At 32.4% G+C, this 22,974-nt stretch carries 25 protein-coding genes; 12 read left to right on the top strand and 13 right to left on the bottom strand.

Annotated elements, in window-relative coordinates; translation table 11 throughout:
• Positions 1-4: 4 nt before the first annotated feature.
• The 3 genes from BLP60_RS02130 to BLP60_RS02120 all read right to left on the bottom strand — a co-directional run bounded on the left by BLP60_RS02130 (position 5) and on the right by BLP60_RS02120 (position 2,357).
• Positions 5-706, bottom strand: a complete 702-nt coding sequence (locus BLP60_RS02130) for an amino acid ABC transporter permease (RefSeq protein WP_092062664.1) — start codon at positions 704-706, stop codon at positions 5-7.
• Positions 707-789: 83 nt separating this feature from the next.
• The gene (locus BLP60_RS02125) at positions 790-1,566 is read right to left on the bottom strand and encodes an ABC transporter substrate-binding protein (protein WP_491996584.1); all 777 of its coding nucleotides are present in this window, start codon (positions 1,564-1,566) and stop codon (positions 790-792) included.
• A gap of 62 nt (positions 1,567-1,628) precedes the next feature.
• On the bottom strand, positions 1,629-2,357 hold the full coding sequence (locus BLP60_RS02120) for an amino acid ABC transporter ATP-binding protein (protein ID WP_092062656.1): 729 nt from the start codon (positions 2,355-2,357) through the stop codon (positions 1,629-1,631).
• A gap of 262 nt (positions 2,358-2,619) precedes the next feature.
• On the opposite strand from BLP60_RS02120, the gene BLP60_RS02115 reads away from it, so the two are divergent.
• The 12 genes from BLP60_RS02115 to ilvC all read left to right on the top strand — a co-directional run bounded on the left by BLP60_RS02115 (position 2,620) and on the right by ilvC (position 11,284).
• Positions 2,620-2,985 carry a hypothetical protein gene (locus BLP60_RS02115; RefSeq protein ID WP_092062653.1) on the top strand — a complete coding sequence of 122 codons (366 nt, stop codon included), beginning with the start codon at positions 2,620-2,622 and terminating at the stop codon, positions 2,983-2,985.
• 20 nt (positions 2,986-3,005) lie between these two features.
• Positions 3,006-3,728, top strand: coding sequence for a hypothetical protein (locus BLP60_RS02110; RefSeq protein WP_092062650.1), 723 nt, complete (start codon positions 3,006-3,008; stop codon positions 3,726-3,728).
• Positions 3,729-3,739: 11 nt separating this feature from the next.
• The gene (locus BLP60_RS02105; RefSeq protein ID WP_092062647.1) at positions 3,740-4,312 is read left to right on the top strand and encodes a helix-turn-helix domain-containing protein; all 573 of its coding nucleotides are present in this window, start codon (positions 3,740-3,742) and stop codon (positions 4,310-4,312) included.
• A 15-nt stretch (positions 4,313-4,327) separates the two neighbouring features.
• A complete protein-coding gene (locus BLP60_RS02100; RefSeq protein WP_092062643.1) occupies positions 4,328-5,974 on the top strand; it encodes an AMP-binding protein in 1,647 nt (548 codons plus the stop codon).
• A gap of 15 nt (positions 5,975-5,989) precedes the next feature.
• Positions 5,990-6,646 carry an HAD family hydrolase gene (locus BLP60_RS02095; RefSeq protein ID WP_092062640.1) on the top strand — a complete coding sequence of 219 codons (657 nt, stop codon included), beginning with the start codon at positions 5,990-5,992 and terminating at the stop codon, positions 6,644-6,646.
• A 71-nt stretch (positions 6,647-6,717) separates the two neighbouring features.
• Positions 6,718-7,026 carry a YggT family protein gene (locus BLP60_RS02090; protein WP_092062636.1) on the top strand — a complete coding sequence of 103 codons (309 nt, stop codon included), beginning with the start codon at positions 6,718-6,720 and terminating at the stop codon, positions 7,024-7,026.
• Positions 7,027-7,035: 9 nt separating this feature from the next.
• Positions 7,036-7,533 (top strand): DivIVA domain-containing protein, encoded by a 498-nt coding sequence (locus BLP60_RS02085; protein ID WP_092062633.1) that lies wholly within the window; start codon positions 7,036-7,038, stop codon positions 7,531-7,533.
• 4 nt (positions 7,534-7,537) lie between these two features.
• Complete coding sequence (locus BLP60_RS02080; RefSeq protein WP_092062630.1) at positions 7,538-7,831, top strand: DUF167 domain-containing protein; 294 nt, start codon at positions 7,538-7,540, stop codon at positions 7,829-7,831.
• A 19-nt stretch (positions 7,832-7,850) separates the two neighbouring features.
• Positions 7,851-8,084, top strand: a complete 234-nt coding sequence (locus tag BLP60_RS02075) for a DUF465 domain-containing protein (RefSeq protein ID WP_092062627.1) — start codon at positions 7,851-7,853, stop codon at positions 8,082-8,084.
• 1 nt (position 8,085) lies between these two features.
• Positions 8,086-9,774 (top strand): biosynthetic-type acetolactate synthase large subunit, encoded by a 1,689-nt coding sequence (gene ilvB, locus BLP60_RS02070; protein WP_092062624.1) that lies wholly within the window; start codon positions 8,086-8,088, stop codon positions 9,772-9,774.
• A gap of 13 nt (positions 9,775-9,787) precedes the next feature.
• Complete coding sequence (gene ilvN / locus BLP60_RS02065) at positions 9,788-10,273, top strand: acetolactate synthase small subunit (RefSeq protein WP_092062621.1); 486 nt, start codon at positions 9,788-9,790, stop codon at positions 10,271-10,273.
• A 21-nt stretch (positions 10,274-10,294) separates the two neighbouring features.
• Positions 10,295-11,284, top strand: coding sequence for a ketol-acid reductoisomerase (ilvC, locus tag BLP60_RS02060; protein ID WP_092062618.1), 990 nt, complete (start codon positions 10,295-10,297; stop codon positions 11,282-11,284).
• 54 nt (positions 11,285-11,338) lie between these two features.
• Here the strand turns inward: ilvC and mutL are convergent, their stop codons facing one another.
• From mutL to BLP60_RS02010, 10 genes are all read right to left on the bottom strand, one after another.
• Positions 11,339-13,057 carry a DNA mismatch repair endonuclease MutL gene (mutL, locus tag BLP60_RS02055; protein WP_092062615.1) on the bottom strand — a complete coding sequence of 573 codons (1,719 nt, stop codon included), beginning with the start codon at positions 13,055-13,057 and terminating at the stop codon, positions 11,339-11,341.
• Between the two features lie 2 nt (positions 13,058-13,059).
• Entirely contained in the window at positions 13,060-15,312 is a 2,253-nt protein-coding gene (locus BLP60_RS02050) for an LPS-assembly protein LptD (protein ID WP_092062612.1), read from the bottom strand.
• A complete protein-coding gene (locus BLP60_RS02045; protein WP_092062609.1) occupies positions 15,313-15,993 on the bottom strand; it encodes a DUF47 domain-containing protein in 681 nt (226 codons plus the stop codon).
• 34 nt (positions 15,994-16,027) lie between these two features.
• Entirely contained in the window at positions 16,028-17,263 is a 1,236-nt protein-coding gene (locus BLP60_RS02040; RefSeq protein WP_092062606.1) for an inorganic phosphate transporter, read from the bottom strand.
• 26 nt (positions 17,264-17,289) lie between these two features.
• Complete coding sequence (locus BLP60_RS02035) at positions 17,290-17,562, bottom strand: TMEM165/GDT1 family protein (RefSeq protein ID WP_092062604.1); 273 nt, start codon at positions 17,560-17,562, stop codon at positions 17,290-17,292.
• A 142-nt stretch (positions 17,563-17,704) separates the two neighbouring features.
• Positions 17,705-19,309, bottom strand: a complete 1,605-nt coding sequence (locus tag BLP60_RS02030) for a glycosyltransferase family 4 protein (protein WP_092062601.1) — start codon at positions 19,307-19,309, stop codon at positions 17,705-17,707.
• Positions 19,310-19,334: 25 nt separating this feature from the next.
• Positions 19,335-20,594, bottom strand: a complete 1,260-nt coding sequence (locus BLP60_RS02025) for a permease (protein ID WP_092062597.1) — start codon at positions 20,592-20,594, stop codon at positions 19,335-19,337.
• Between the two features lie 176 nt (positions 20,595-20,770).
• Positions 20,771-21,655 (bottom strand): MBL fold metallo-hydrolase, encoded by an 885-nt coding sequence (locus BLP60_RS02020; RefSeq protein WP_092062594.1) that lies wholly within the window; start codon positions 21,653-21,655, stop codon positions 20,771-20,773.
• Between the two features lie 39 nt (positions 21,656-21,694).
• On the bottom strand, positions 21,695-22,033 hold the full coding sequence (locus BLP60_RS02015) for a NifB/NifX family molybdenum-iron cluster-binding protein (protein ID WP_092062591.1): 339 nt from the start codon (positions 22,031-22,033) through the stop codon (positions 21,695-21,697).
• Between the two features lie 23 nt (positions 22,034-22,056).
• The gene (locus BLP60_RS02010) at positions 22,057-22,950 is read right to left on the bottom strand and encodes an ATP-binding protein (protein WP_092062588.1); all 894 of its coding nucleotides are present in this window, start codon (positions 22,948-22,950) and stop codon (positions 22,057-22,059) included.
• Between the last annotated feature and the right edge of the window lie 24 nt (positions 22,951-22,974).

Genomic DNA, 22,974 nt, shown 5'->3' with positions numbered 1-22,974 from the left:
GTTTTTAATATTTTATATGACGGAGAAAATATTTGTTGTATAAATTTACCAGTAGAGAAATAGTTAACGAGATTGCGATATAGATTAAAGTTGCTACCGTAAATGCCTCAAATCCATGAAATGTATAAGACTCTATCTGTCTAGCCATATAAGTTAATTCCATGACTCCAATAGTCATGACTAGAGAAGAGTTTTTAGTCAAATTTAAAAATTGAGAGATTAAAGGTGGAATAATGATTCTAAAGGCTTGAGGTAAAATAACATAACGCATAGCTTGAATAAAGCTAAGCCCACATGCTCTAGAGGCTTCTAATTGGTTTTTAGGAATGGAATTAATTCCAGATCTTATTTCTTCTGCAATAAAGGCAGATGTATAAACAGTTAAGGCTATTACGCCTGCAGCAAATTCAAAGTCTTGTTGATAGAGCCATTGATTAACAGCCTTGGGAAGAACTGCATCAGATCCAAAGTACCAAAAAAATATTTGTACTAATAAAGGAGTGTTTCTAAAAAATTCAGTATAAGCTAAACTAAACCACTCCAAAGGTTTTATTTTGGAAAGTCTAAAAACGGCAATGATTGTTCCAATAATTAAAGAAAAGACTATGGAAACAGCAGAAATTTTTAGAGTTAAGATCAGGCCGTCTATAATCCATTGGCCATATTCTCCACTTAAGACTAGTTTCCAATTAAATTGGTAATTCAAAGTTTTTACCTCTCCTCTCTAAATTTTTAAGATATTTGGTTTTTAGACCAGGGATTTATCCCTGGCCTAATTGTCATATTTTTTTAATATGGCCAAATTTCCATTTTCCAAGTTAAAGGTAAGTGGAACTTAGAGTGGGGACCAAACCATTTGTTATAAATTTTTTGGTATTCTCCACTGTTCCACATATCTACAAGACATCTATTTACAAAATCTCTAAAATCAGAGTCATTTTCAGGTAACCCAATACCATAAGGTTCTGCAGAGATATAATCTCCAACAATTTCATATTCGTCTGGATTAGGGGCGCTGTTTTTAAGACCAAGTAAAATAGTAGAGTCTGTAGTAACAGCTGCTACTTTACCTTGTTGAAGAGCTAAAAAGGCTTGAGGATAGCCTTCAAAAGAAAGTACTTTACATTTTGGTTGAGCTTTTTTGATATTTTTTTCAGAAGTAGACCCTTTTGATGTTCCAACCTTTTTCCCAGCTAAGTCAGCTACGGATTTAATTCCAGAGCCTTTTTTTACTAAGATTTTTTGTCCGTCCATGAAATAGGTAATAGAAAAATCGATTACATCATCTCTAGAGAATTTGTGGGTCATAGTAGCAGCAACTAGATCTACAGAACCTTGGGTTAACATGGGAATTCTGGTAGCAGAAGTTACTGGTTTTAACTCTAATTTTACCCCTAGCTTGTTGGCAATGTAGCGACAAATGTCTACATCAAAACCTACTAATTGATTAGTCTTTTCATCAACATAGCCAAATGGGACCACTGCATCTTTTACTCCAGCAATAAGTTTTCCTCTGGCTTTTATTTGTTCTAACTTTCCAGCAAAAGCCAAACTACTTAGCATCATTATTGTTGCTAAGCCTACTAAAATACTAGTAAAAAATTTTTTCATCCTTCCTCCTCCTTAATTTATAGTATTTCTTTTAGAAATGCCTTAGTCCTTTCATGGGTTGGGTTAGTGAAGAAATGTTCAGGAGTACCTCTTTCTAATATTTCTCCACCATCCATAAAAATAACTCTATCTGCAACTTCTCTTGCAAATCCCATTTCATGGGTTACGCAGAGCATTGTCATTCCATCTCTTGCCAGATCTTTCATGACGTTTAATACTTCATTTATCATTTCTGGATCTAAAGCTGAGGTGGGTTCATCAAAGAGCATAACCTTTGGTTTCATTGCCAATGCTCTTGCTATTGCTACTCGTTGTTGTTGACCTCCCGAAAGTTCTGCTGGATATTTGTGAGCCTGGTCTTTTATTCCTACCCGTTCTAAAAGTTCCAAAGCAATGTTTTCTGCTTCATCTTTTGGCATTTTGCGGACTTTAATGGGGGCAAGAGTTATATTTTTTAAAACTGTTAAATGTGGATAGAGATTAAATTGTTGGAAAACTATTCCAATTTCTGCTCTTAAATTATTAATATCTACAGATTTATCGTGGATATTTTTTCCCTCAAATAGAATTTCACCTCTATCTATTTCTTCTAACCTATTGATACATCTAATTAAGGTGCTTTTACCAGAACCACTTGGGCCACAGATAACAAGAACTTCTCCTTTTTCAATTGTTTCGTTAATATTTTTTAAGACATGAAAATCTCCAAACCATTTGTTTACATTTCTTAGCTCAAGATAAGCCATAATTTTTATTACCTCTCCTAAATAATTTGGACAAAAGTCAAAAATCTAAACCTATTTCATAAACGAGGGTATAGTATTTGTCAAACAAATGAATTTTTTTCAGTTTAGATTGTTTAGATGGTTAATGAAAAAGTTTTGGATATAATTTAATCTCTTAAAGAATATTTCTTGGCAATGAGGGCTAATCAGGGTATAGAGGTGGTCTAGAATTTAGATTTTAGATTTAATTATCCTTTGTAAAGGAGTTTTTCTAAATATTTAAATGGCTAAAATTGTTTATTTACCTGCCAAAGATTGTATTTTTTTTCGCTTAGGCTTTTGTCTGTATGAAGAAATCCTAAATCCAGGGTATTTTACCAAATTTCGATGTAAAATATTGCAGAAATGGGAAAAAGATTATGATAATTTACTAGATAGGGCAGAGATTTTTGGTTTAGATTTAGAAATGGTAGAAAAAATTTGGTCCAAAGGAGATCTTCAAAGATATGAGGAGATGAAAACTTGTTCTAGGTTTCAAGAAGGTGGGGATAGTCTGTGTCGCTATTTATATGGGGATATTTGTCTTTTAAATTTACCAGAATGTAAAGGGCGATGTGATTTTTTCCAACTATCAGGGGATAAAAAATGATATATTAAGCTGGAGGTAGAATGAAGACGGAATTGATATTTTTCCCTTACTTACATCGGGACTATGTTGATGCTCAAATTAGAGATAAAGGTAAATTTTTAAATGTAGGTTTTGAGGATGATGATGAAAATTTTTTTACTCCTTTAAATTTACCATTTTCCCAAAAAGAAGTTCATTCTTATCTTCGTTTTTGTTTAGAATTTGGTTCTCAATTTAAGAATTTAAGAGACATGGAATCTTATTTGTTGCAAGAAAAATTTTTGTTTGATCCAGAAGGGGAGAGTTCTTTAAAGTCAGAGTTGTTAAGTTTATCTAAAGATAACATTAAAGATAATAAAGGGAAGAAGGATAAACTAAATGAAGCAGTTAAGTATCATATGGTTTTAATTTTGTTTTATGCGTATGAAGAAAGAATAAAAGAAATTATTGAATTGGAAAAAGAAGTAGAAGATAAATTGGAGAAAATGCATACTTTTTTAGGTGTAGAAGATAGTTTTAAAACTAAGGATTTTTTTTCTAACTTTATTGTTAAATATGAAGTAAAGTTGGATACACTTTTACCTGCTTTTGATTATTTTCTTCCAAAAGAATTTCAGTTATTAGTAGTTGCAGAAAATGTTTTTAATGAGTTAACTGAGATGGGGGTTCGGTGGCAGTCAACTCAAGATAGTGAAGAACTTTTAGGAGAGATGGAAGTAAAAAAAGGGAAAATTAGAAAATTTATATATAGGAAAAAGATTTGAAGGAGGAGAAGATGGGAACTGAAAAGGTTGGCGCCAGAATTAAAAAATTTAGGGAGATGGAAGAAATTTCCTTAGAAGAACTGGCTGAAAGAACAGGGTTAGAAGTAAATTTTTTAAAGGCTGTGGAAGAAGATGGAGTATATCCATCTTTAGGTCCTTTGCTAAAAATTGCTAGAGCTCTGGGAACCAGGCTAGGTACCTTTTTAGATGATACAATTAGTCAAGACCCTCTTATTATTCGTTTAGAGGAAAGAGAAGAAGAATTGAGTATTTTAAAAGGCAAAGACAAACCAGCAGCTTTGCGTTTTTATTCTCTTGGAAAGGGAAAGAGTGATAGGCATATGGAACCTTTTTTTATAGAAGTTTTACCTGAATCTGCAAAAGAAAAAAAGCTTTCTTCTCATGAAGGAGAAGAGTTTATCGTAGTTCATTCTGGAGAAATTGAATTGATTTATGGTCAAGAAGTTTATACTTTAAAAGCCGGAGATAGTGTTTATTATAATTCTATTGTTCCACACTATTTATCTTGTAAAGGAGAGACTCCTGCAAAGATCTACGCTGTACTCTATTTTCCAGAAAATTAAAGGAGGCAATGTTTAATGTGGGATAAACCTTTAAGAGAAATAACCCTCGGCCAATTGTTGGATGAGGCTGTTTCTAATTATCCAGACAATGACTTTGTGGTTTATGTGGATAGAGACTTTCGTTTAACATATAAAGAATTTTCTGATTTAGTGGATCAAGTGGCAAAAGGTCTTATGGCCTTGGGAGTAAAAAAAGGAGAAAAAGTAGCTGTATGGGCTACAAATGTGCCTTATTGGGTGGTGCTTCAATTTGCTACAGCTAAGATAGGAGCTGTTTTACTTACAGTAAATACTTATTATAAACGAGATGAGTTAGCTTATCTTTTAAAACAGTCTGAAGCAGAAAATATTTTTTTAATAGATGGGTTTAGAGATACTGATTATGTCCAAACTATTTATGATTTGGTTCCTGAACTAAAAACTCAACAAAGAGGATTTTTGAGTAGTAGAGAGTTTCCTAATCTAAAAAGAGTTTTTTTCTTAGGTCAAGAAAAGCATAGGGGTATGTATACTTTGCCAGAGTTAATGGCAATGGGAAAACTAATTAGTGAAGCTGAATATCTGGCTAGGCAAAAAAGCCTTTCTCCTCATGATGTAGTAAATATGCAATACACATCTGGTACCACAGGTTTTCCTAAAGGAGTCATGCTTACTCATTATAACATAGTAAATAATGGTTATTGGATAGGTGAGAATCAAAAACTTGGCCCGAATGACAGGATTTGTTTGCCTGTACCATTATTTCATTGTTTTGGATGTGTATTAGGTGTGTTAGCAGCCTGTTCGCATGCTTCTGCTTTGGTTATTTTAGAAAGTTTTAATCCTTACTTAGTAATGGCTTCTATTGAGGCAGAAAAATGTACTGCACTCTATGGTGTACCAACCATGTTTATTGCTGTTTTAGAACATAAAAGTTTCTCTAAATTTGATTTTAGTTCTCTTAGAACAGGTATTATGGCAGGTTCTCCTTGTCCTATAAAAGTGATGCGTCAAGTTATGGATAAAATGTATATGAAAGAAATTACTATTTGTTATGGTCTTACGGAAGCTTCTCCAGTTATGACCCAAACAAGAGTAAATGATCCTATTGAAAAAAGAGTAGAAACCGTGGGCAAACCTTTGCCTGAAATAGAAGTAAGATTAGTAGATCCAGATACAGGTAAACCTGTTCCTCCAGGCGTGCAAGGGGAAGTATGTTGTAGGGGATATAATGTAATGAAAGGATATTATAATATGCCTGAGGCTACTAAAGAAGCTATAGATAATGATGGATGGCTACATTCTGGTGACTTAGGAGTAATGGATGAAGATGGCTACTTGAGCATTACTGGCCGTTTAAAAGATATGATTATTAGAGGCGGAGAAAATATTTATCCTAGAGAAATAGAAGAATTTTTATATAATATGGAAGGTATTCAAGATGTTCAGGTAGTAGGCGTGCCTAGTAAAAAATATGGAGAAGAAGTGGGAGCCTTTATTATTTTAAAAGAAGGTTACGATCTTACTCCAGAAGATGTTAAGGATTTTTGTAGGGGACGGATTGCTAGGTATAAAATTCCTAAATATATTGCCTTTGTAAAAGAATACCCTATGACTGCAAGTGGTAAGATACAAAAATATAAGTTAAGAGAAATGTCAGCTCAACTTTTCCCAGATGCCTAGTTAAGGAGAAAAAATTTGGTTATTTGCAATCCTTTGGCAAGATTGAAAAGGCAAGTGAAAGGAATTATTTTTGACTGCGATGGAGTATTATTTGATTCACGGCTAGCTAATATAAAATATTATAACTGGGCTAGAGAAATGCATAATCTTCCTCCTCTAACTCCAGAGGAGGAAGATTATGTTCACATGCATTCTGTATATGAATCATTTTATAAGATATTACCTCGTTCTTTGTGGGATAGAATAGAAGAGATTAGAAAAGCTATTAATTATAAAGAGTTGTATAAATATCTTAAAATGGAAGATGGACTTTTAGAATTGCTTTTATTTTTAAAGAATAAAGGTATTTGGGTTGCTATCAATACTAACAGAACAAATACAATGCTTCCAATTTTGTATTATTATAATTTACATATATATTTCTATCCAGTGGTAACAGCTAGTATGATTTCTAATTCAAAGCCTCACCCTGAAAGTGTTTATTTTATTTTAAATAAATGGAAAATATCTTCAGAAGAAGTTGCTTATATTGGAGATTCTAAGCTAGATGAGGAATGCGCAAGGAATAGTAACGTATTGTTTTGGAGTTATAAAAATAGAAAATTAAAATGCGACATGTATATTCCAAATTTTTGGACATTGAAACAGTTTTTGGTTAATAATTTGAAGTAATTAATACATTATGTTATTGATTATTTAAAGAATTTTTATTTTTGATTTTAGTTTTTGGAAGGAGAGATATTATGTTTGTTTTAAGTAATTTACTTCAAGCGTTAGCGAGTGTTATTGATACTTTGTTAACGCTATATTTTTGGGTGGTTATTATTTCTGCCTTACTTTCTTGGGTCAATCCAGATCCTTATAATCCTATTGTTAGGATTTTGCATAATTTGACAGAACCTGTTTTTTATAGGGTGAGAAAGTGGTTACCATTTACTTATATTGGAGGATTAGATTTATCTCCAATTGTTGTTTTATTGGTGATTCAATTTTTAAAAGTTTTTTTGGTAAAAACTTTATTCCAAATTTCTGTATCTATAGCTATGCCATAAGGAGACAATATGGGAAAGACAAAAGTAGATTTATTACATTATAGTTTTTCTACGTCTCTTTTTGGATATACAAAGGAAGAAGTAGACGATTTGATACAAGAGATATCTGAGCAAATTGGCAAACTTACAGAAGAAAATATTTGTCTTAAATCGAAGGTTGAAGAACTTGAAATTAGACTAAAGGATTATCAAAGTCGAGAAAAAGTCTTGCAAGATACTCTTTTAACTACTCAAAAAATGGCTGAAGATGTAAAGGCAAATGCTCATAAACAAGCGAAGAACATTATAGAATCAGCCCAAAACAAAGCTGAAGAAATTTTAAATGAGGCTCATAGGCGCTTATCTCAGATTCATTCTGATATTTCAGAATTGAAAAGACAAAAGACTCGGTTTGAGATAGAGTTAAAGAATTTAATTGAATCTCATTTAGACTTATTAGAGGAAGAGAAAAGACAGTCAGAAGAATTAGATGAGATTGAGAGTAAAATAAGATTTATGGTTAAATAGGGTTATGGAGTATAGTTTTTTGCGGTGTGCTAAATCAGGTGGATGGTATTTAACAGTTTGGATACAGCCTAGAGCTAAACAAACAGAGATAGTTGGTGAACAAAATGGAAAGCTTAAAATAAGAGTAAATGCACCGCCAGTAGATAGTAAGGCTAATAAAGCTGTTTTAAAATTTTTAGCTAATGTTTTAAAAATAAAACAGAGTGAGCTCCAATTAGTTAAAGGAAAAAGTAGTAGAGAAAAGGTTATTTTTATAGATGCCAGTCATCCAGACTGGGAAGGGTTAAATAAACCTTAACATTTTAGGAGGTAAAATTATGGAACAGTATGAATTGGAATTAATTGCCAAGTATAGTGATAAAGATCCAGAACTAAAATCTTTATGGGAAGATCATCTAGAATATGAAAAAAAGTTAGAGAAATTTGAAAGCAAGCCTTTTCTAACTCCAGAAGAGGAGTTGGAAGTAAAAGAATTAAAGAAGATGAAATTGGCAGGTAAGACTAAGTTGTTGGCTTTGTTAAATAAATATAAAGATATGGAGGATAAGTAAAATGGAGCTCACAGGAGCTCAGATACTCTTAGAGTGTTTGAAAAAAGAAGGCGTTTCCCATATTTTTGGTTTTCCTGGGGGAGCAGTAATAGATATTTATCATTATTTACCTAAGTTTCCTTTTAAACATATTTTAGTAAGGCATGAGCAAGGAGCAGTGCATGCTGCAGATGGATATGCTAGGTCCACAGGCAAAGTAGGGGTGTGTTTAGTAACTTCTGGACCTGGAGCGACTAATACTGTTACTGGTATTGCTACTGCTTATATGGATTCTGTTCCCTTAGTAGTGTTTACAGGTCAGGTTCCAACTGCTTTGATTGGCAATGATGCCTTTCAAGAAGTAGATATTGTTGGTATTACTAGGCCTTGTACAAAACACAATTTTTTGGTGAAAGATGTAAAAGAATTGGCGTATGTAGTAAAAAAAGCTTTTCATATTGCGCGAACAGGAAGGCCAGGTCCTGTTTTAGTTGATTTGCCTAAAGATGTTATGCAAGCCAAGGCAAAGTTTTCTTATCCTGAGAAAATTTCTTTAAGAAGCTATAATCCTCACTATGAACCTAATAAAAAACAAATTAAAAGAGCAGCAAGTTTAATATCTAAAGCTACTCGTCCTCTTATTTACGCAGGTGGTGGGGTTATTTCTTCTAGCGCTCATGAGATTTTAACAATATTGGCTCAAAAGTTTCATATTCCAGTAACCACTACTTTAATGGGACTTGGAGCTTTTCCTGGAGATCATGATCTTTGGCTTGGTATGCTTGGCATGCATGGCACCTATGCTGCTAATATGAGCGTAAATAATTCTGACGTTTTAATTTCAGTTGGAGCAAGATTTGATGACAGAGTAACTGGTAAAATATCTAGTTTTGCTCCCAGAGCAAAGATTATTCATATAGATATAGACCCAACTTCTATTAGAAAAAATGTACAAGTAGATGTGCCTATTGTAGCAGATTGTAAATTAGCTTTGGAATCACTATTTAACGAATTAGTAGACAGAAAAGATGAGAACTGGGAAGAAAAACATGCTTCGTGGTTGGAAATGGTAAAAGAATGGAAAACTAAATATCCTTTACGTTATGAAAGGGGTGGCAAAGCTATAAAACCTCAGTTTGTTGTAGAAAAGCTTTATGAATTAACTAAGGGAGATGCTATTATTACTACTGAAGTTGGACAGAATCAGATGTGGGCTGCTCAGTTTTATCACTATAAACATCCAAGGACTTTTATTTCTTCTGGTGGTCTTGGTACTATGGGATATGGATTTCCTGCTGCAATAGGTGCTCAAATGGCTAATCCTGATAAAATGGTTATTGATATAGCAGGTGATGGCTCTATTCAAATGAATATTCAAGAATTGGCTACTGCTGTGAGTTACAACTTACCTGTAAAGATTGTTATTTTAAATAATGGTTATTTGGGAATGGTTAGACAGTGGCAAGAATTGTTTTATAATAAAAACTATTGTGCTACATGTTTACATCAAAACCCAGATTTTGTAGCCCTGGCTAAGGCTTATGGTGCAGAAGGCTATAGGATTAAAGAGAATAAAGAAGTTGAGCCTGTTTTAGAAAAAGCCCTTGCTTCTAAGAAGACAGTAGTGGTAGATGTATGGGTTGAACCAGAGGAAAATGTTTATCCCATGGTGCCTGCGGGAGCATCTTTAACTGAAATGCTTTTGGTTTAGGGAGGGCTGAAAAGTGAGACATGTTTTATCTGTTTTGGTTGAGAATGAACCTGGGGTATTATCCAGAGTGGCTGGTTTATTTAGTGGAAGAGGATTTAATATAGAAAGTTTAAATGTTGGCCCTACATTAGAACCTGATATTTCCTTGATGACTATTACAACTAGGGGAGATGAACATATTGTTGAGCAAATTGTAAAGCAGTTACGAAAGTTGATTACAGTTATTAAGGTTGTAGATCTTACTTATGAAAAGGCAGTGGAAAGGGAAATGGTGTTAATTAAAGTAAGTGCTGAAGACGAAAAAAGAGCTGAGGTATTGAGAATAGCAGATATTTTTCGGTGTAAGGTGGTAGATGTTAGTCCTACGGATTTGACTTTAGAAGTAACAGGTGATCAAAATAAAATTAAAGCTATTGTAAATTTATTACAGCGATTTCAAATAAAAGAATTTGCGCGTTCTGGAACCGTGGCTATGCGACGGTCAATGCAAATAGATTAAAAATCATGGAGAGGAGATACAATGAAGATTTATTATGAACAAGATGCTAGCTTAGATGTTTTAAAAAATAAGGTGGTAGCTGTTATTGGCTATGGAAGTCAGGGGCATGCCCATGCTCAGAATTTAAGGGATTCTGGAGTAAAAGTTGTAGTTGGGCAAAGACCTGGAGGACCTAACTATTTAAAGGCAAAGGAAGATGGCTTTGAACCTGTAAGTGCTTCAGAAGCAGCAGCTCAGGCAGATTTAATTCAAATTTTAGTTCAAGATCAATATCAACCTCAAGTATTTGTAAAAGAAGTATTGCCAAATCTTACGGCTGGAAAAGTGTTGGTTTTTAGTCATGGTTTTAATATTCACTATCACCAGATTATTCCTCCAAAAGATGTTGATGTGGTTATGGTAGCACCTAAAGGTCCAGGACACTTAGTAAGAAGGGAGTATGAAAAAGGAGGAGGTGTTCCTGCTTTAGTTGCAGTGCATCAGAATTATACTGGCAAAGCTCTTGATTATGCTTTAGCTTATGCTAAAGGTATTGGTGCTACTCGTTCTGGGGTTATAGAAACTACTTTTGCTGAAGAGACAGAAACAGACTTATTTGGAGAACAGTGTGTGCTTTGTGGGGGAGTTAGTGCCCTTATTCGAGCAGGATTTGAGACATTGGTAGAAGCAGGTTATCAACCTGAAATAGCTTTTTTTGAATGTATGCATGAGTTAAAATTGATAGTAGATTTACTTTATGAAGGTGGATTTAAAAAAATGCATTATTCTATTTCTGATACAGCAGAATATGGTGATTATACTCGTGGACCTAGGATTGTAAATGAGTGTGTCAAACAAGAAATGAAAAAGGTTTTAAAAGAAATTCAAGAGGGAACTTTTGCCAGAGAATGGATTTTAGAAAACAAAGCGGGTAATCCAGCATTTCTTGCTTTACGTAGAAAAATGCATGAACATCAGATAGAAGAAGTAGGCGATAAACTCCGTTCTATGATGGCTTGGTTAAAAAAATAGTTTTTATGATTGTAAGTTTATAAAAAAGCCCGTGTTGAGAAAATACGGGCTTTTTTATTTACCTCTTTTAAAGAGAGGAGCAAGAATATCGTCCTTTAAAACAAGAAGAGTTGGTCTTCCATGGGGGCAGAATTCTTTATTGGGACAGGATTGCCATTTGAAAATTAAGGCTAGTGCTTCATCTGTGGTAAGTTCATCTCCTGCTTTAATACTTGCCCTACAAGCCATTATTTTTAACATTTCTTCAAATTTATTAATTTGTTTACTTAAAATTTCTTGAATAAATAATTTTGCCTCTTCAGGAGAAAATGGGGAAGGAATGGCATTTATTTCTAGAATATTGTTTGCAGAAAGAGATAAAGAAAACCCCATTTTATTAAAGGTAACCCAAAATTTTTCTAAACAAATTTTTTCTTCTCCAGTTAAGGAATAATTTAAAGGTAAAAGTAGTTTTTTCTTTTCTGTTTTTTGATTTTTGAATTCTTCAAATAAAATACGTTCGTGAATAGCATGTTGATCTAGAACTAAGAAGATATTTGCTTGTTTGAGAAGTAAATAAGTTTTGTCTATTTGACCTAAGTAAACAAAATCTTCTTTTACAACAGAAATTTTTTCTTTGTTTTGAGTAAAAGTATTTTTTTTGCTTTGTTCTGTTTGAAAATTAATAGTTGGTTTAGCATTAATTTCTGGAGCTATGTAAATAGGGCTATGTTCTTTTATCTCTTTTATTGTTGATAAAGAATTTGGTTGATTAGTTTTTGTTGGGTGAAAACTAAAAAGAGTAGTAGCCTCAAGAGTGTTTTGGATAGCTTTTCTAACTGCATTAAAAATTGTCTTTTCTTCAGAAAAGCGTACCTCAAGTTTTGCTGGATGTACATTTACATCCACCAACTCAGGAGGAATATCTAAAAATAGAATTACTTGTGGAAATTCATTTCTAAGAATTTTTCCTTCATAAGCTTTTTTTATTGCGCTAAGTAAAAGTTTGTCTTGAACAGGTCTTTTATTTACATAAAGAAAAATTCTATCCCCTCTGGCTTGAATACTTTCTGGCCTACTAGCCAACCCAGTAATCTGAATATTATCGTCTTGGAAGTTTATTTTTTCAAGACAAGAAACAATATGTTTGGGCCATATTTTAGTAAGTCGAGAGAGAATATCTTCTTGGGCGTAGAAGTGAAAAATTTCCTGCTTGTCTGAAAATAGTTTAAATTCGATTTCGGTATGGGGGAGAGCTTGCTTGAGAAAGGTTTGTATTGAGCGTCTTTTTTCTGTAGGGGGAGTTTTTAGAAATTTTAATCTTGCAGGTATATTGGCAAAAAGTTCATTTACTATAACATGTGTTCCATAAGGCATAGTTATAGGTTTTTTAGGTTGTATTTGTCCAAATTTTACATTTATCTCAAAACCTATTTCTTGATATTTGGGGCGTGATTTTAAAGTAAATTTAGATACAGATGCAATAGAAGGAAGAGCCTCCCCTCTAAAACCATAAGTAGAAATAGAAAGTAAATCTGGAAAATAAGTTATTTTGCTAGTAGCATGTCTTGTAAGGGCAAGTTCTAGTTCTTGTTCTTGAATACCAACTCCATTATCAATAACTTCTATTGACTCAAGACCTCCTTTTTTTAAGTTTACTTCAATAGAGGTTGCACCAGCATCTAAACTATTTTCAATTAACTCTTTTAAAACACTAGCTGGCCTTTCTACTACTTCTCCTGCTGCAATTTGGTTTTGAATTTCTGGAGGCAATATTTTAATACTTGGTACCATTTTTATTTCCCCATTGAGCCGAAATTTAAGAGGTTTATCATTACTTGGTACCTATCTTCGTAATCTGTTTTAGAAAAAGTAAAGTCTAGACTGAAACATTGATGAAAATATGATAGGATAAGAGTTTTTTCTAAGTCTTTATTTTTTTCTAAATCATGGCGAAAAATAAGAGATAGTTTCCATCTGGGTATGAATAGAATATCTCCTCCCCATTTTAAAATTTTTACTCTTTTATTTCGATGACGTTTATATTCATCTACTGGTTCTTGGAAATCTAAACCAAAATAGGCATGTATTTTGTCTGGCCATGTTAATTCTAAAAGGTGTTCATGCTCTGTGATTTTATGTAAATAACATGAATAATATGTTTTTGAGTTGTGAGATAAATAGGGAAGAAACTTTATATCTACTTCTGTTAAAATATCAGAAAAGGGCCTTCTTTTGTAACGATTTAAATCATTATTTCTTCTCGCTTCTCTAAAATCATAACTTTGTTCAAATTTTATACGTAAAAAATCTAAATATTGTTTTTGAAGAGTATTATTGGTTAAAGTGTCTTTTCTAAGAGTAAATAAATTGGTTAAAGAGTAGGTTAGTTCTTCTTGAGGATCTAGTCTATCTACACTGTCAAAATAGGGAAGTTCTCTTTGATCTTTGTCAGGTCTAAATTTGTATTTTAATTCTGGTTTAATAGTATGTTTTAGTTTAGTGAAATTGGATTTTTTTTCTTTAACAGGAGTGTTAAGAAAATCATAAATTTTAAATAATTCTGTATATGATGAGATAGAAAAATCATATATATTTCTTTGTAAAATTTTATGTTTTGTATCTGTTAAGGAATTTTCATTTTCGTATTTATCTATGAAGTAAAGAGTTTCTCTATAGCCAAATTTAGGTATAAGAGTAAAATAATCAAATTTGAATGATTTACTTATTTTAGGATATATATCTATACGTTTTCCTATAGTTCCATATCTTCTCCAGAAATATACAGCTTGATTTTGTGCTTCTATATCGAAACTAAAATATGGAATGGTAGTCTTATATAAATTAAGATTTAATTCTGGCAGGCGTTGTATAGTTGGATCTTTGCTTTCTGGTAGATTATGATTTCTATATTTTAAATTTTCAGTATAAACTATTTTTGCATTTAAAGAAGTATTTTTAAAAGAGCGGAAGATACTTAAAATATTGGTTCTAGTGAGATCATCTGTTTCCTCAATGTCTCTTCCAAATTGTTTTAAAAATATTTTGCGGCTATAGTTAAATCCTGAATATCCTGATTTAAATTCTCTTAAATAGTTTTGATCTGATACATAATCTATGTCTATTTTAGTTTCCCATTCTGGCGAAAATAAAAAAGAGTTTATTTTGCCTCTAAGCCAAAAGCGATCATGATTAGGACGAATTAAGCCATCGTTTTGAAATTGAGATAATTCTTGCTGTTCTGTTTTAGCAATTTTAGGGTCATACAGATAGTCTCCTCTTAATAAGCCTTTAGTATTAAGATTAGGAGTAAATCTATATTCAAGACCATGCATAAGATTTTTTTTAGAATAATAATTTTCATATAGGGTGATATCTTGTTCATCATTAATAACTTGGAAATAAGGTTGATTGTAGTTGTATCCTTTTTGGGAAGAATAGGATATTTGGGGTAAAAGTAAACCACTTTGGCGTTTAGTTTTAGCTGGCATAATAAGAAAAGGAGAATATAATACAGGATAGTCTTTTACTAAAAAGCGAGTGTTCCAGAGTTTGGCATAACCTTCTATAGTTATTGTTCCAGAAGAAGTTTTTAAAGACCAAGCAGGAGTTGTTCCATCACAGCTAGTTAGAGTTGCTTCTTTAAATACATATGTATTTGAATTTTTTCGTTCTAAATAATGGGCTTTTATATAAAGGTGGGGTTTGGGGATAAATATTTTTCCCTGTTTTATCCAGCCAATTTTATTTTTTAAATCAAACTCAGCTTCTTTTCCTTCTAAGAGGTCTCCTGACCATTTTATTTTTACATTTCCTTTTAGATATATCCAATTAGTATCTATATAATACCGAATATAGTCTGCTTTTAAAAAATTATCTTTTTGATATAAATAGATATTCCCTTTGGCTTCAATAATTTTAGTTTGATCGTTAGCCGTAATTTTATCTGCTTGCAGGTGCCAAGGAGAATTTTCCTCGGCTCCTGCTTGATTAAAAGACAGAAAAAATATCCCTATGAAGAAAAGGAGAGAAAGATAGAGTTTGGACATTTATCTAGCAATCATTGCTCTTAGAATATCAGCACAATTTTCACAGTTATGGGCCATGTTATCAAGGCATTGTACAAAATGAATGAGTTGATATATATCTTTAAAATCCAATTCAGAATTATAAATTTTTATAGTAATTTCTCTTGCGGTTTTTTGTATTTTATGGCGTTGGGCTCTGATGTTGCGGTAATGTTCTTTTGTCCCTTCTCTATCTAAGCTTTCTCCATGTACAAGAGCTATTGTAGCTTTTAAAGCTGGCCCAAGTAATTCGGTAGCAGTGCTTACTTCATCAATTAAAAAGATTAAATCTTTTTGGAATCCTTCAGAGATAACAACTCGTCTCATCCCTAACCATTGAAGAGCATCTTGTCCTGAATCTAGAATATTGTCTTGTGCTTTAGTGTAGTTCAAAAAGAGAGTTTTATCTACAGCCATAAACATGCTTCGAGGCAAATGATTACGAATATTTCTTTTAATTTTATCTGCATGATTTTCAATAGAATCTATTTCTTCCCACAGATCTTGAAATTCTCTGCATGCTCCGCCACCAGAAACATAGCATTCTAAAGACTCCTTAATTATTTTAACGCAGCCAGCGATTTTATCGTAATGTTCTACCAATTTTTCCATAGGAGATTTTGGGGCTAAAAGTCCGAATAAAGGCAGTTTTAAAAGTTTCATAGGCATCCTCCGTTTTTTGACAAATATATAAAAATTAATAAACCATCCATTTTAAAACTTGGAAAAATATTATAGTTGTTAGGGCAGCAAAAGGCACAGTTAGTATCCAATATAAAAATATTTTCCATAAGATTTTAAAATTTACAGCAGAAAAACCTCTGGCAAGACCTACGCCAATTACTGATCCTACTGCTGCATGAGTAGTAGAAACAGGTAGTCCTAGATTAGAAGCTAAAAGTACTGTAGTAGCTGCCCCAAAATCAACGGCAAATCCTCGAGTATTAGTAAGGGTTGTAATTTTTTCTCCTACAGTAGCAATAACTCTTCTTCCTAGCCAGAAAATACCTAATGCTATACCTACTCCACCAAATAAAAGAAAATAAAGGGGAATTTCTGCTTTTGCTGAGAAAACGTGATATTTTGCAATCATGTATACTGCTGCTACAGGTCCAATGGCATTGGCAACATCATTTGCACCGTGGGATAAGGCCATATAACAAGAGGTTAAAATTTGTAGTCTGCGAAAAATTTCCTCTACGCTTTCAGCGCTTTTTTCTAAATGGGAAAAAACTTTTTTTACAATAATTTTTCCTATAAGCCAAAAAGTAATTCCTAGGACAAAAACAACAGCAATTGCTTCATACCACGGTAAGTGTAGTTTTTTACCTAAAGGTGTTTTGTATAAAAAAGAGCCACAAATTATAGCAAAGGTAAGTCCAACCCATCTTGGAGCCCATTTTTTTGCATTTTCTAAATATTCTTTTTTAAAAAATATATATTTTCTTATATGAGAGAATACTAAAAAACCTATTAGAGCAGCAAAAAAAGGTGATATAATCCAAGATAGGACTACGCTTCCCATTTTTCCCCAATTTACTACATTAGGTCCACCTACTACCAGGCCAAAACCGAATATACCTCCAACAATAGAATGGGTAGAAGATACAGGAAGACCACTTAAAGTAGAAATAAGTATCCAAAATCCTGCTGAAATAAGTGAGGCAAACATTCCTAACATTATTAGCTTAGGATCACTAATGGAGGAAGGGTCTATGATTCCTTTGCTTATGGTGGCTGTTACTTGAGAGCCTAAAAATACAGCTCCGGCAATGTTTAAGATACCTGCAATAAAAAGAGCTTGTTTGACTGTAATTGCTCTCGCACCAACTGCTGAAGCCATAGAATTGGCTACGTCGTTAGCCCCTAAATTAAAGGCCATTAAAAATCCAGCTACAAAGGAGAGATAAAAGAATACGTCAAAAGCAGTCATTGTTTAATTATCTCCTTAAAAATAAATTAGATTTTATCTATTAACATTAAAATCCCTATGCTTATAAAACCAATAGAAGCAATTTTTTTTACAATTTGAGGAGAAATATAGGTTGAGATAAAATTTGCTAAAAGAACTCCAATTAGGCTTACCAGAGAAAGGGCAATGGAAGCAGCAATAAAAACTGTCCAAGGTTTTTGAGTTTTTGCAGCGAGCATAATACAAGCTAACTGAGTTTTATCTCCAAGTTCTGCTAAAAAAATAGTAAGAAAAGTAGAAGAAAGAAGTTTGAGGTCCATTTTTTCCCCTAATTTATAAATTTTAAGTTTATAGGTGTGTGTTTCAAATATTTATCCAAACAGACTTTATGCTTGAGGGGTTCATAAACAAAACTTATTTTTTTATCCAGTAAAAAATTGGTTTGAAAAAATTAGAAATAACCTAACTTATTATCTCTATAAACCCTTGTTTAATCATCCAAAAAATAGAAAATTTAGTCTTATAGATTTGTGATATTGATTTTTGAGTTTTAGTATAATCGATTATTTGATGGGGAGTTAAAAAGAAGGTCAAAATGTCTTCTATTTTATCTAAATCTAAAAAATTTTCTAATAAAGGATAAATAACAGGAAAATCTTTTTTTTGGATAATTTTGTATCCTAGTTTAGAGGTTTTTATTTTAGTAGAAGAATCAATAGTTTTAGTAGGGTAGTGAGAAAATATTTGGAAAAAATCAAAGTTTAAAGGATGGGAGTTCTTATTTTTAGGTATTTTAACATTTTGTAATTTTTCCCATAAATTAAAATATTGTTGAATTATATTGTCCCACTTATAATTATGAGCATCTTCAAATGCTTTTTGACTGATTTTTTTTCTCAATGATTTATTTGTATATAAGGTTACTATAGTTTGAACTAGGGTGGAGAAATCAAAACTAGTTTGCTGAGCTACAAGAAGATGAGTTTGGTTATCAAAGAGTAAGCTTGCTATTTCAGATAAGAGAGGATCATTAGAAGGGGAAAATATAGGTATTAAAAAACTGTCTACTTTATGGTGTAGTAATTCTTTATATCCATCAAAGTGTGAGGCAATAATGGCAAGTTTACTAGCTTTAGCCTCTAAAATAGATAATCCAAATGTTTCTTGAATATTGTCACTTAGAGATAAAAAGATATCGCTTGTTTGAAGTAGTTCTATTTTAGTAATTTCTTTTAGATTAGGAAAAAGATGGATATTTATTTTTGTATTTTGCGCTAAATTTTTTATTGTATTTAGATTATGCTGCTCTATATCTACATAACCTGCTAAAATTAAATGAAGAGGTTTACCAATAATTATCTGAGCTTGACTTAGAGCTCTAAGAAGAGGGAGTATATCCATTTTAGAATAATGAGAAATTCTTCCGACATAAATAAAAATAGGATCATTTAATGGAAGATTGTATTTTTTCCTAAGATTTTTTTTATCTTGATGAGAAAAATATATGTCAGGAATTCCTAGAGGAATATTGACTATTTTGGGTGGAAGATATTTTGCTTCTAACTTATAATTTTGACTAAGATGAGCATAAAAATTTTTTAATACCTTTTTTCCAGAAAAAGAGGTTGCAATAATAGCTTCATTTCCTATCCAATCTGTCCATAAATGACTAAAATAAGCGTGAATAAAGTTTTTATAGCTAAGGCTGTGAGTTGTTCCTGTAATTGGGAAATTATTTTTAGCTACTTTGTTTCTAAAAGACGCAAGGTAGGGAAAATAAGAAATACAGTCAGATAGATGAAAGCAGAAATAATTAGTGTTTTGAACTCTTGACCAAAGTTGTACTCTAGAAAATATTTTTATTTTAGATGAAAGAATTTCAAAATTTTTTTGAATAAAATTTTTTACATATTGGATTTGTTGTTTAGAGGGAAGAAAAAAATGATACTCATCAAAGGGGTTATTTTTTAGAAGAGATATGAGAAAGTTTGCATTAGCAACCTTTCTTCCTAAGATGTTACCACCTTCTACAAATGGATCTAACGATGCCCAGATTTTTTTTTGCATTTATTTTTATAAGAAATTAAGTAATTTAATCCTTATCTAACACATTGTAGCCAGCCTTATCAATGGTTTTTTTTATAGTTTCAATATTTAGAGTTTTACCTTTTACTATTAACTTTTTTAAGTCTTCTGATATACTTACATCATTTATAAATTTTAATTTTATTAGATTTCCTTTTAATTTTTCAGCGCACATTTTACACTTTAATCCTGATAATCTTAGTTCTAATTCTTCTAAATTATCTTTGTTTTTTTTATTAATTTTTTTAATATATTTTTGTAAATCTTCAAAAATAAATTTCAATATAAAAGCTATAAGAATTATAGCAGAAATTACTTCTATTATTGATGGTGTGTGATTATTTAAAATAACATCCTGAATTTTTTCTACTGGAATAACTGAGTTAAATAAAATTCCTGCTAATAAGCTTCCACTAATGATAGAGGATAGATAAATAAATAACTTTTTAACGCCAAAACTTTTATACACAGCACCGAGGGTTGCTACATTTGTTGCTGGTCCAGCCATGAGAAACACTAATGCAGCTCCAGGAGGCATACCAGCAGCTACTAAAGATGCTGCAATAGGTACTGAAGCTGTACTACAAACATACATGGGAAGAGAAATAATTAAAACTATTAGCATAGAAAGGAAGATGTTATTAGACAGATAAGCATAGAAAAAATTTTTAGGTAAAAATGTCGAGATAAGGGCAGATATTATTAAACCTACAACTAACCATTTCCAAATACTTTTCAAAAGATCGTTTATAGCAAAATTGAAAAGTTCTTGTAGTTTTTCTTTTTTTTGTTCAGAAGTAATGGAGTTAGTTGATATAGGAATAAGTAAAGATGATGGGGTAGATGAACTAGCTATAAATGCCCATATTCCTCCTATAATGCCAATAAAAAATGCACTAATAACTTTGAAAATAGCAAAAGGTAAGCCAAGCAAAGAAGCACTGACCATAATAGAGTCTATTCCTGTTTGAGGAGTGCTAATAAGAAAGCCAATGGCAGCGCCATCTCCTGCGCCTTGTTTTTTTATACCTAAAGCAGCAGGTATTACTCCACAAGAGCAAAGAGGCATAGGGACTCCTAATAAGACAGCTTTAATGACACTTAAAATACCTTTTTCATGTCCTAAGTGTTTAATGATAAAGTTGTCTGGAACAAGTATGTGGAGGAGTCCAGCCATTAATAGTCCTACAAATAACCACAAACTTAATGCTGTAGTAGTAATCCATAAGTTTTGGCTTAAAGTTTTCCATATGATAGGGTCAAACATAGGCTTATCCTTTTTTTAGAATTTAGTTAATATTGTTTATTATTCATTGTAATCTTTATGGTCAACCTTTAAATGGTTAGAGTTTAAGATAAGTTTAAGCCTACGCATACAATCGTAAGATGTATTAATTGCGTAGGCTTTTAAATTTTTAGCTAAAAATTGAGAATAAATTTTTTTTAATTTTCTACTTTCCAGATAAATCCAGTATGAGCTTTGATGGTGTTGAAAAAGTATTTAGAAAATTCTTGAGAAGCCGTATCTCCTGTGCAATGACAGGGAATGATGGTTTGGATATTATATTTTTTAAGGTCTTGGATTAACTTTTGGATATTTTGAAGAGGAGTTTTGTAAAGATGTAGTCCACCTATTAAGATAATTGGTTTATTGGGGCTACCTGTTATTTTGATAAGATAATCCAAAGTGTTTAATACTCCTGCATGACAACAGCCAGTTATGAGGATAAGTTTATCTTCACAGTTTATCCACATGGTTTGGTCATCTGGTATAATGTCTTTTCTTTGTCCTTTTGGGTCTTCAAAAAAATTTTGCTTGTCTTGTTCTAGATGTTCTCTTGGTATAAAGCCACTTACTCCAACTCCTTGGAATAATCTAAATGGCCCAGAATTCCAAATAATTTGCTCTTCTTTGATTTGAAGAAGAGCTTTTTTAGATTCAATGGGCATGCTTATCTTTCTGGGATTATTTTTTTCTATTGAGTATCTTGGTACAATGGAGTTGGGATGAAGCACTATTTTTGCTTTTGGAGCTAATTTTAGTGCTTCAGCTAAACCACTGGTGTGATCGTAGTGGCCATGGCTTAATATTATCCACTTTGTTTCAGATAGATCAACTCCTAGCTGTTTAGCATTTTGAATAAATTTATTTGAACTGCCAGTGTCAAATAAAATTTTTTCTTTTCCTATTTCCAGCCATAAGCTCAGTCCATGTTCTGCAGATAAAGAGTTGTTAAGAGATTTATTTTCTATTAAAAAAATAATTTTTATTTGAGGACATCCTGCCCGAGTCGTCAGGATGTCCTTTTTCTGTAAATAAATGTCCATAGTGCGTTATAACCTCAAACATATTAATTTAGAGAGAAGTTAATGGTCGCATACGTTTTGCCCTGTTTTTAATGTGCCATCTAAATACGCCTTAACAATATTTTCTGGCACATCAGGGCTTGCTCCAACAAGTACTTGAATTCCTAATTGATTAAAGAGTCCGATTGCTCTTGCTCCCATTCCTCCAGCTATTACTAAGTTTACTCCTCTTTCTTTCATCCATGGGGGAAGTAACCCAGGTTGATGAGGTGGAGCATCTACATATTCTACATTTAGAATGGTTTTTTGTTCCTCATTTACCTCTATCATGGCAAAACGTTCGCAATGTCCAAAATGGAGACACAATTGGTTTCCTGCAACAGGAATAGCGATTTTCATAATCCCTCCTTGTTTAGATTTTTTTAAATATATTCTGTTATTTTTTCCCAAATGATTTCAATTTTATCTTTTAATATAGGGCTAATTTCTACTACTGGTTTTACTGATAGTTGAGCTTTAGTAAAAGCTGGATCATAGGGAATAGAGTCTAAAATGATTGATCCATATTCATGAGCTGTTTCTTCTATTTGAGCTGCTATTTCAGGGTTTAAGTCCCATTTGTTAATAAGTAAGGCAGAAGGAAGTTTAAAATGTTTAACTAGCTTTAAAATTCTTTCAAAGTCATGTCTGCCAGATAAAGTAGGTTCTGTTATAATTAAGACAAAATCACTTCCTGTAAGAGACGCAATTACTGGACAACCGATACCCGGAGGGCCATCTACTAATATATAAGGAATGTTGTTTTCTTCTGCTAGTTTTCGGGCTTCATTTCTTACTAAAGAGACAAGTTTTCCTGAATTTTCTGCACCAATATGTAGTTTTGCATGCACCATAGGCCCATATTTGGTAGAAGAAATCATCCAATTCCCACACTCTTGTTCATCAAAGTCAATGGCTTTGGCAGGGCAAAAATGCACGCAAACACCACATCCCTCACATTCGATAGGATCTACTGTAAATACTACTTTGTCCAAAAGTTTTTGCTGGATTATAGCGTCAAATCGACAGTTTTCTAGACAAAGCCCACAGCTGATGCAGTCCTCCTGCCTAATTTTAGCTAATTTCCCAGAAACAAAAGGAGTTTTTTGTTTTATAGAAGGGTTTAAAAGTAAATGTAAATTAGCTGCATCTACATCACAATCTGCAAGTACTGCTTGTTTTTTTTGTAAAGCAGCTAAAGAAGCAGTAATACTGGTTTTTCCAGTACCCCCTTTTCCGCTTAGTACTATAATTTCTTTTGATTTTTTTTTGCTCATTGACCGCCTCAATTTGTTTTTTAC

Origin of the sequence: Desulfonauticus submarinus, assembly GCF_900104045.1 — a bacterium.
Classification (GTDB): Bacteria; Desulfobacterota; Desulfovibrionia; order Desulfovibrionales; family Desulfonatronovibrionaceae; genus Desulfonauticus; species Desulfonauticus submarinus.
This window is presented reverse-complemented; position numbering and strand designations above follow the sequence as displayed.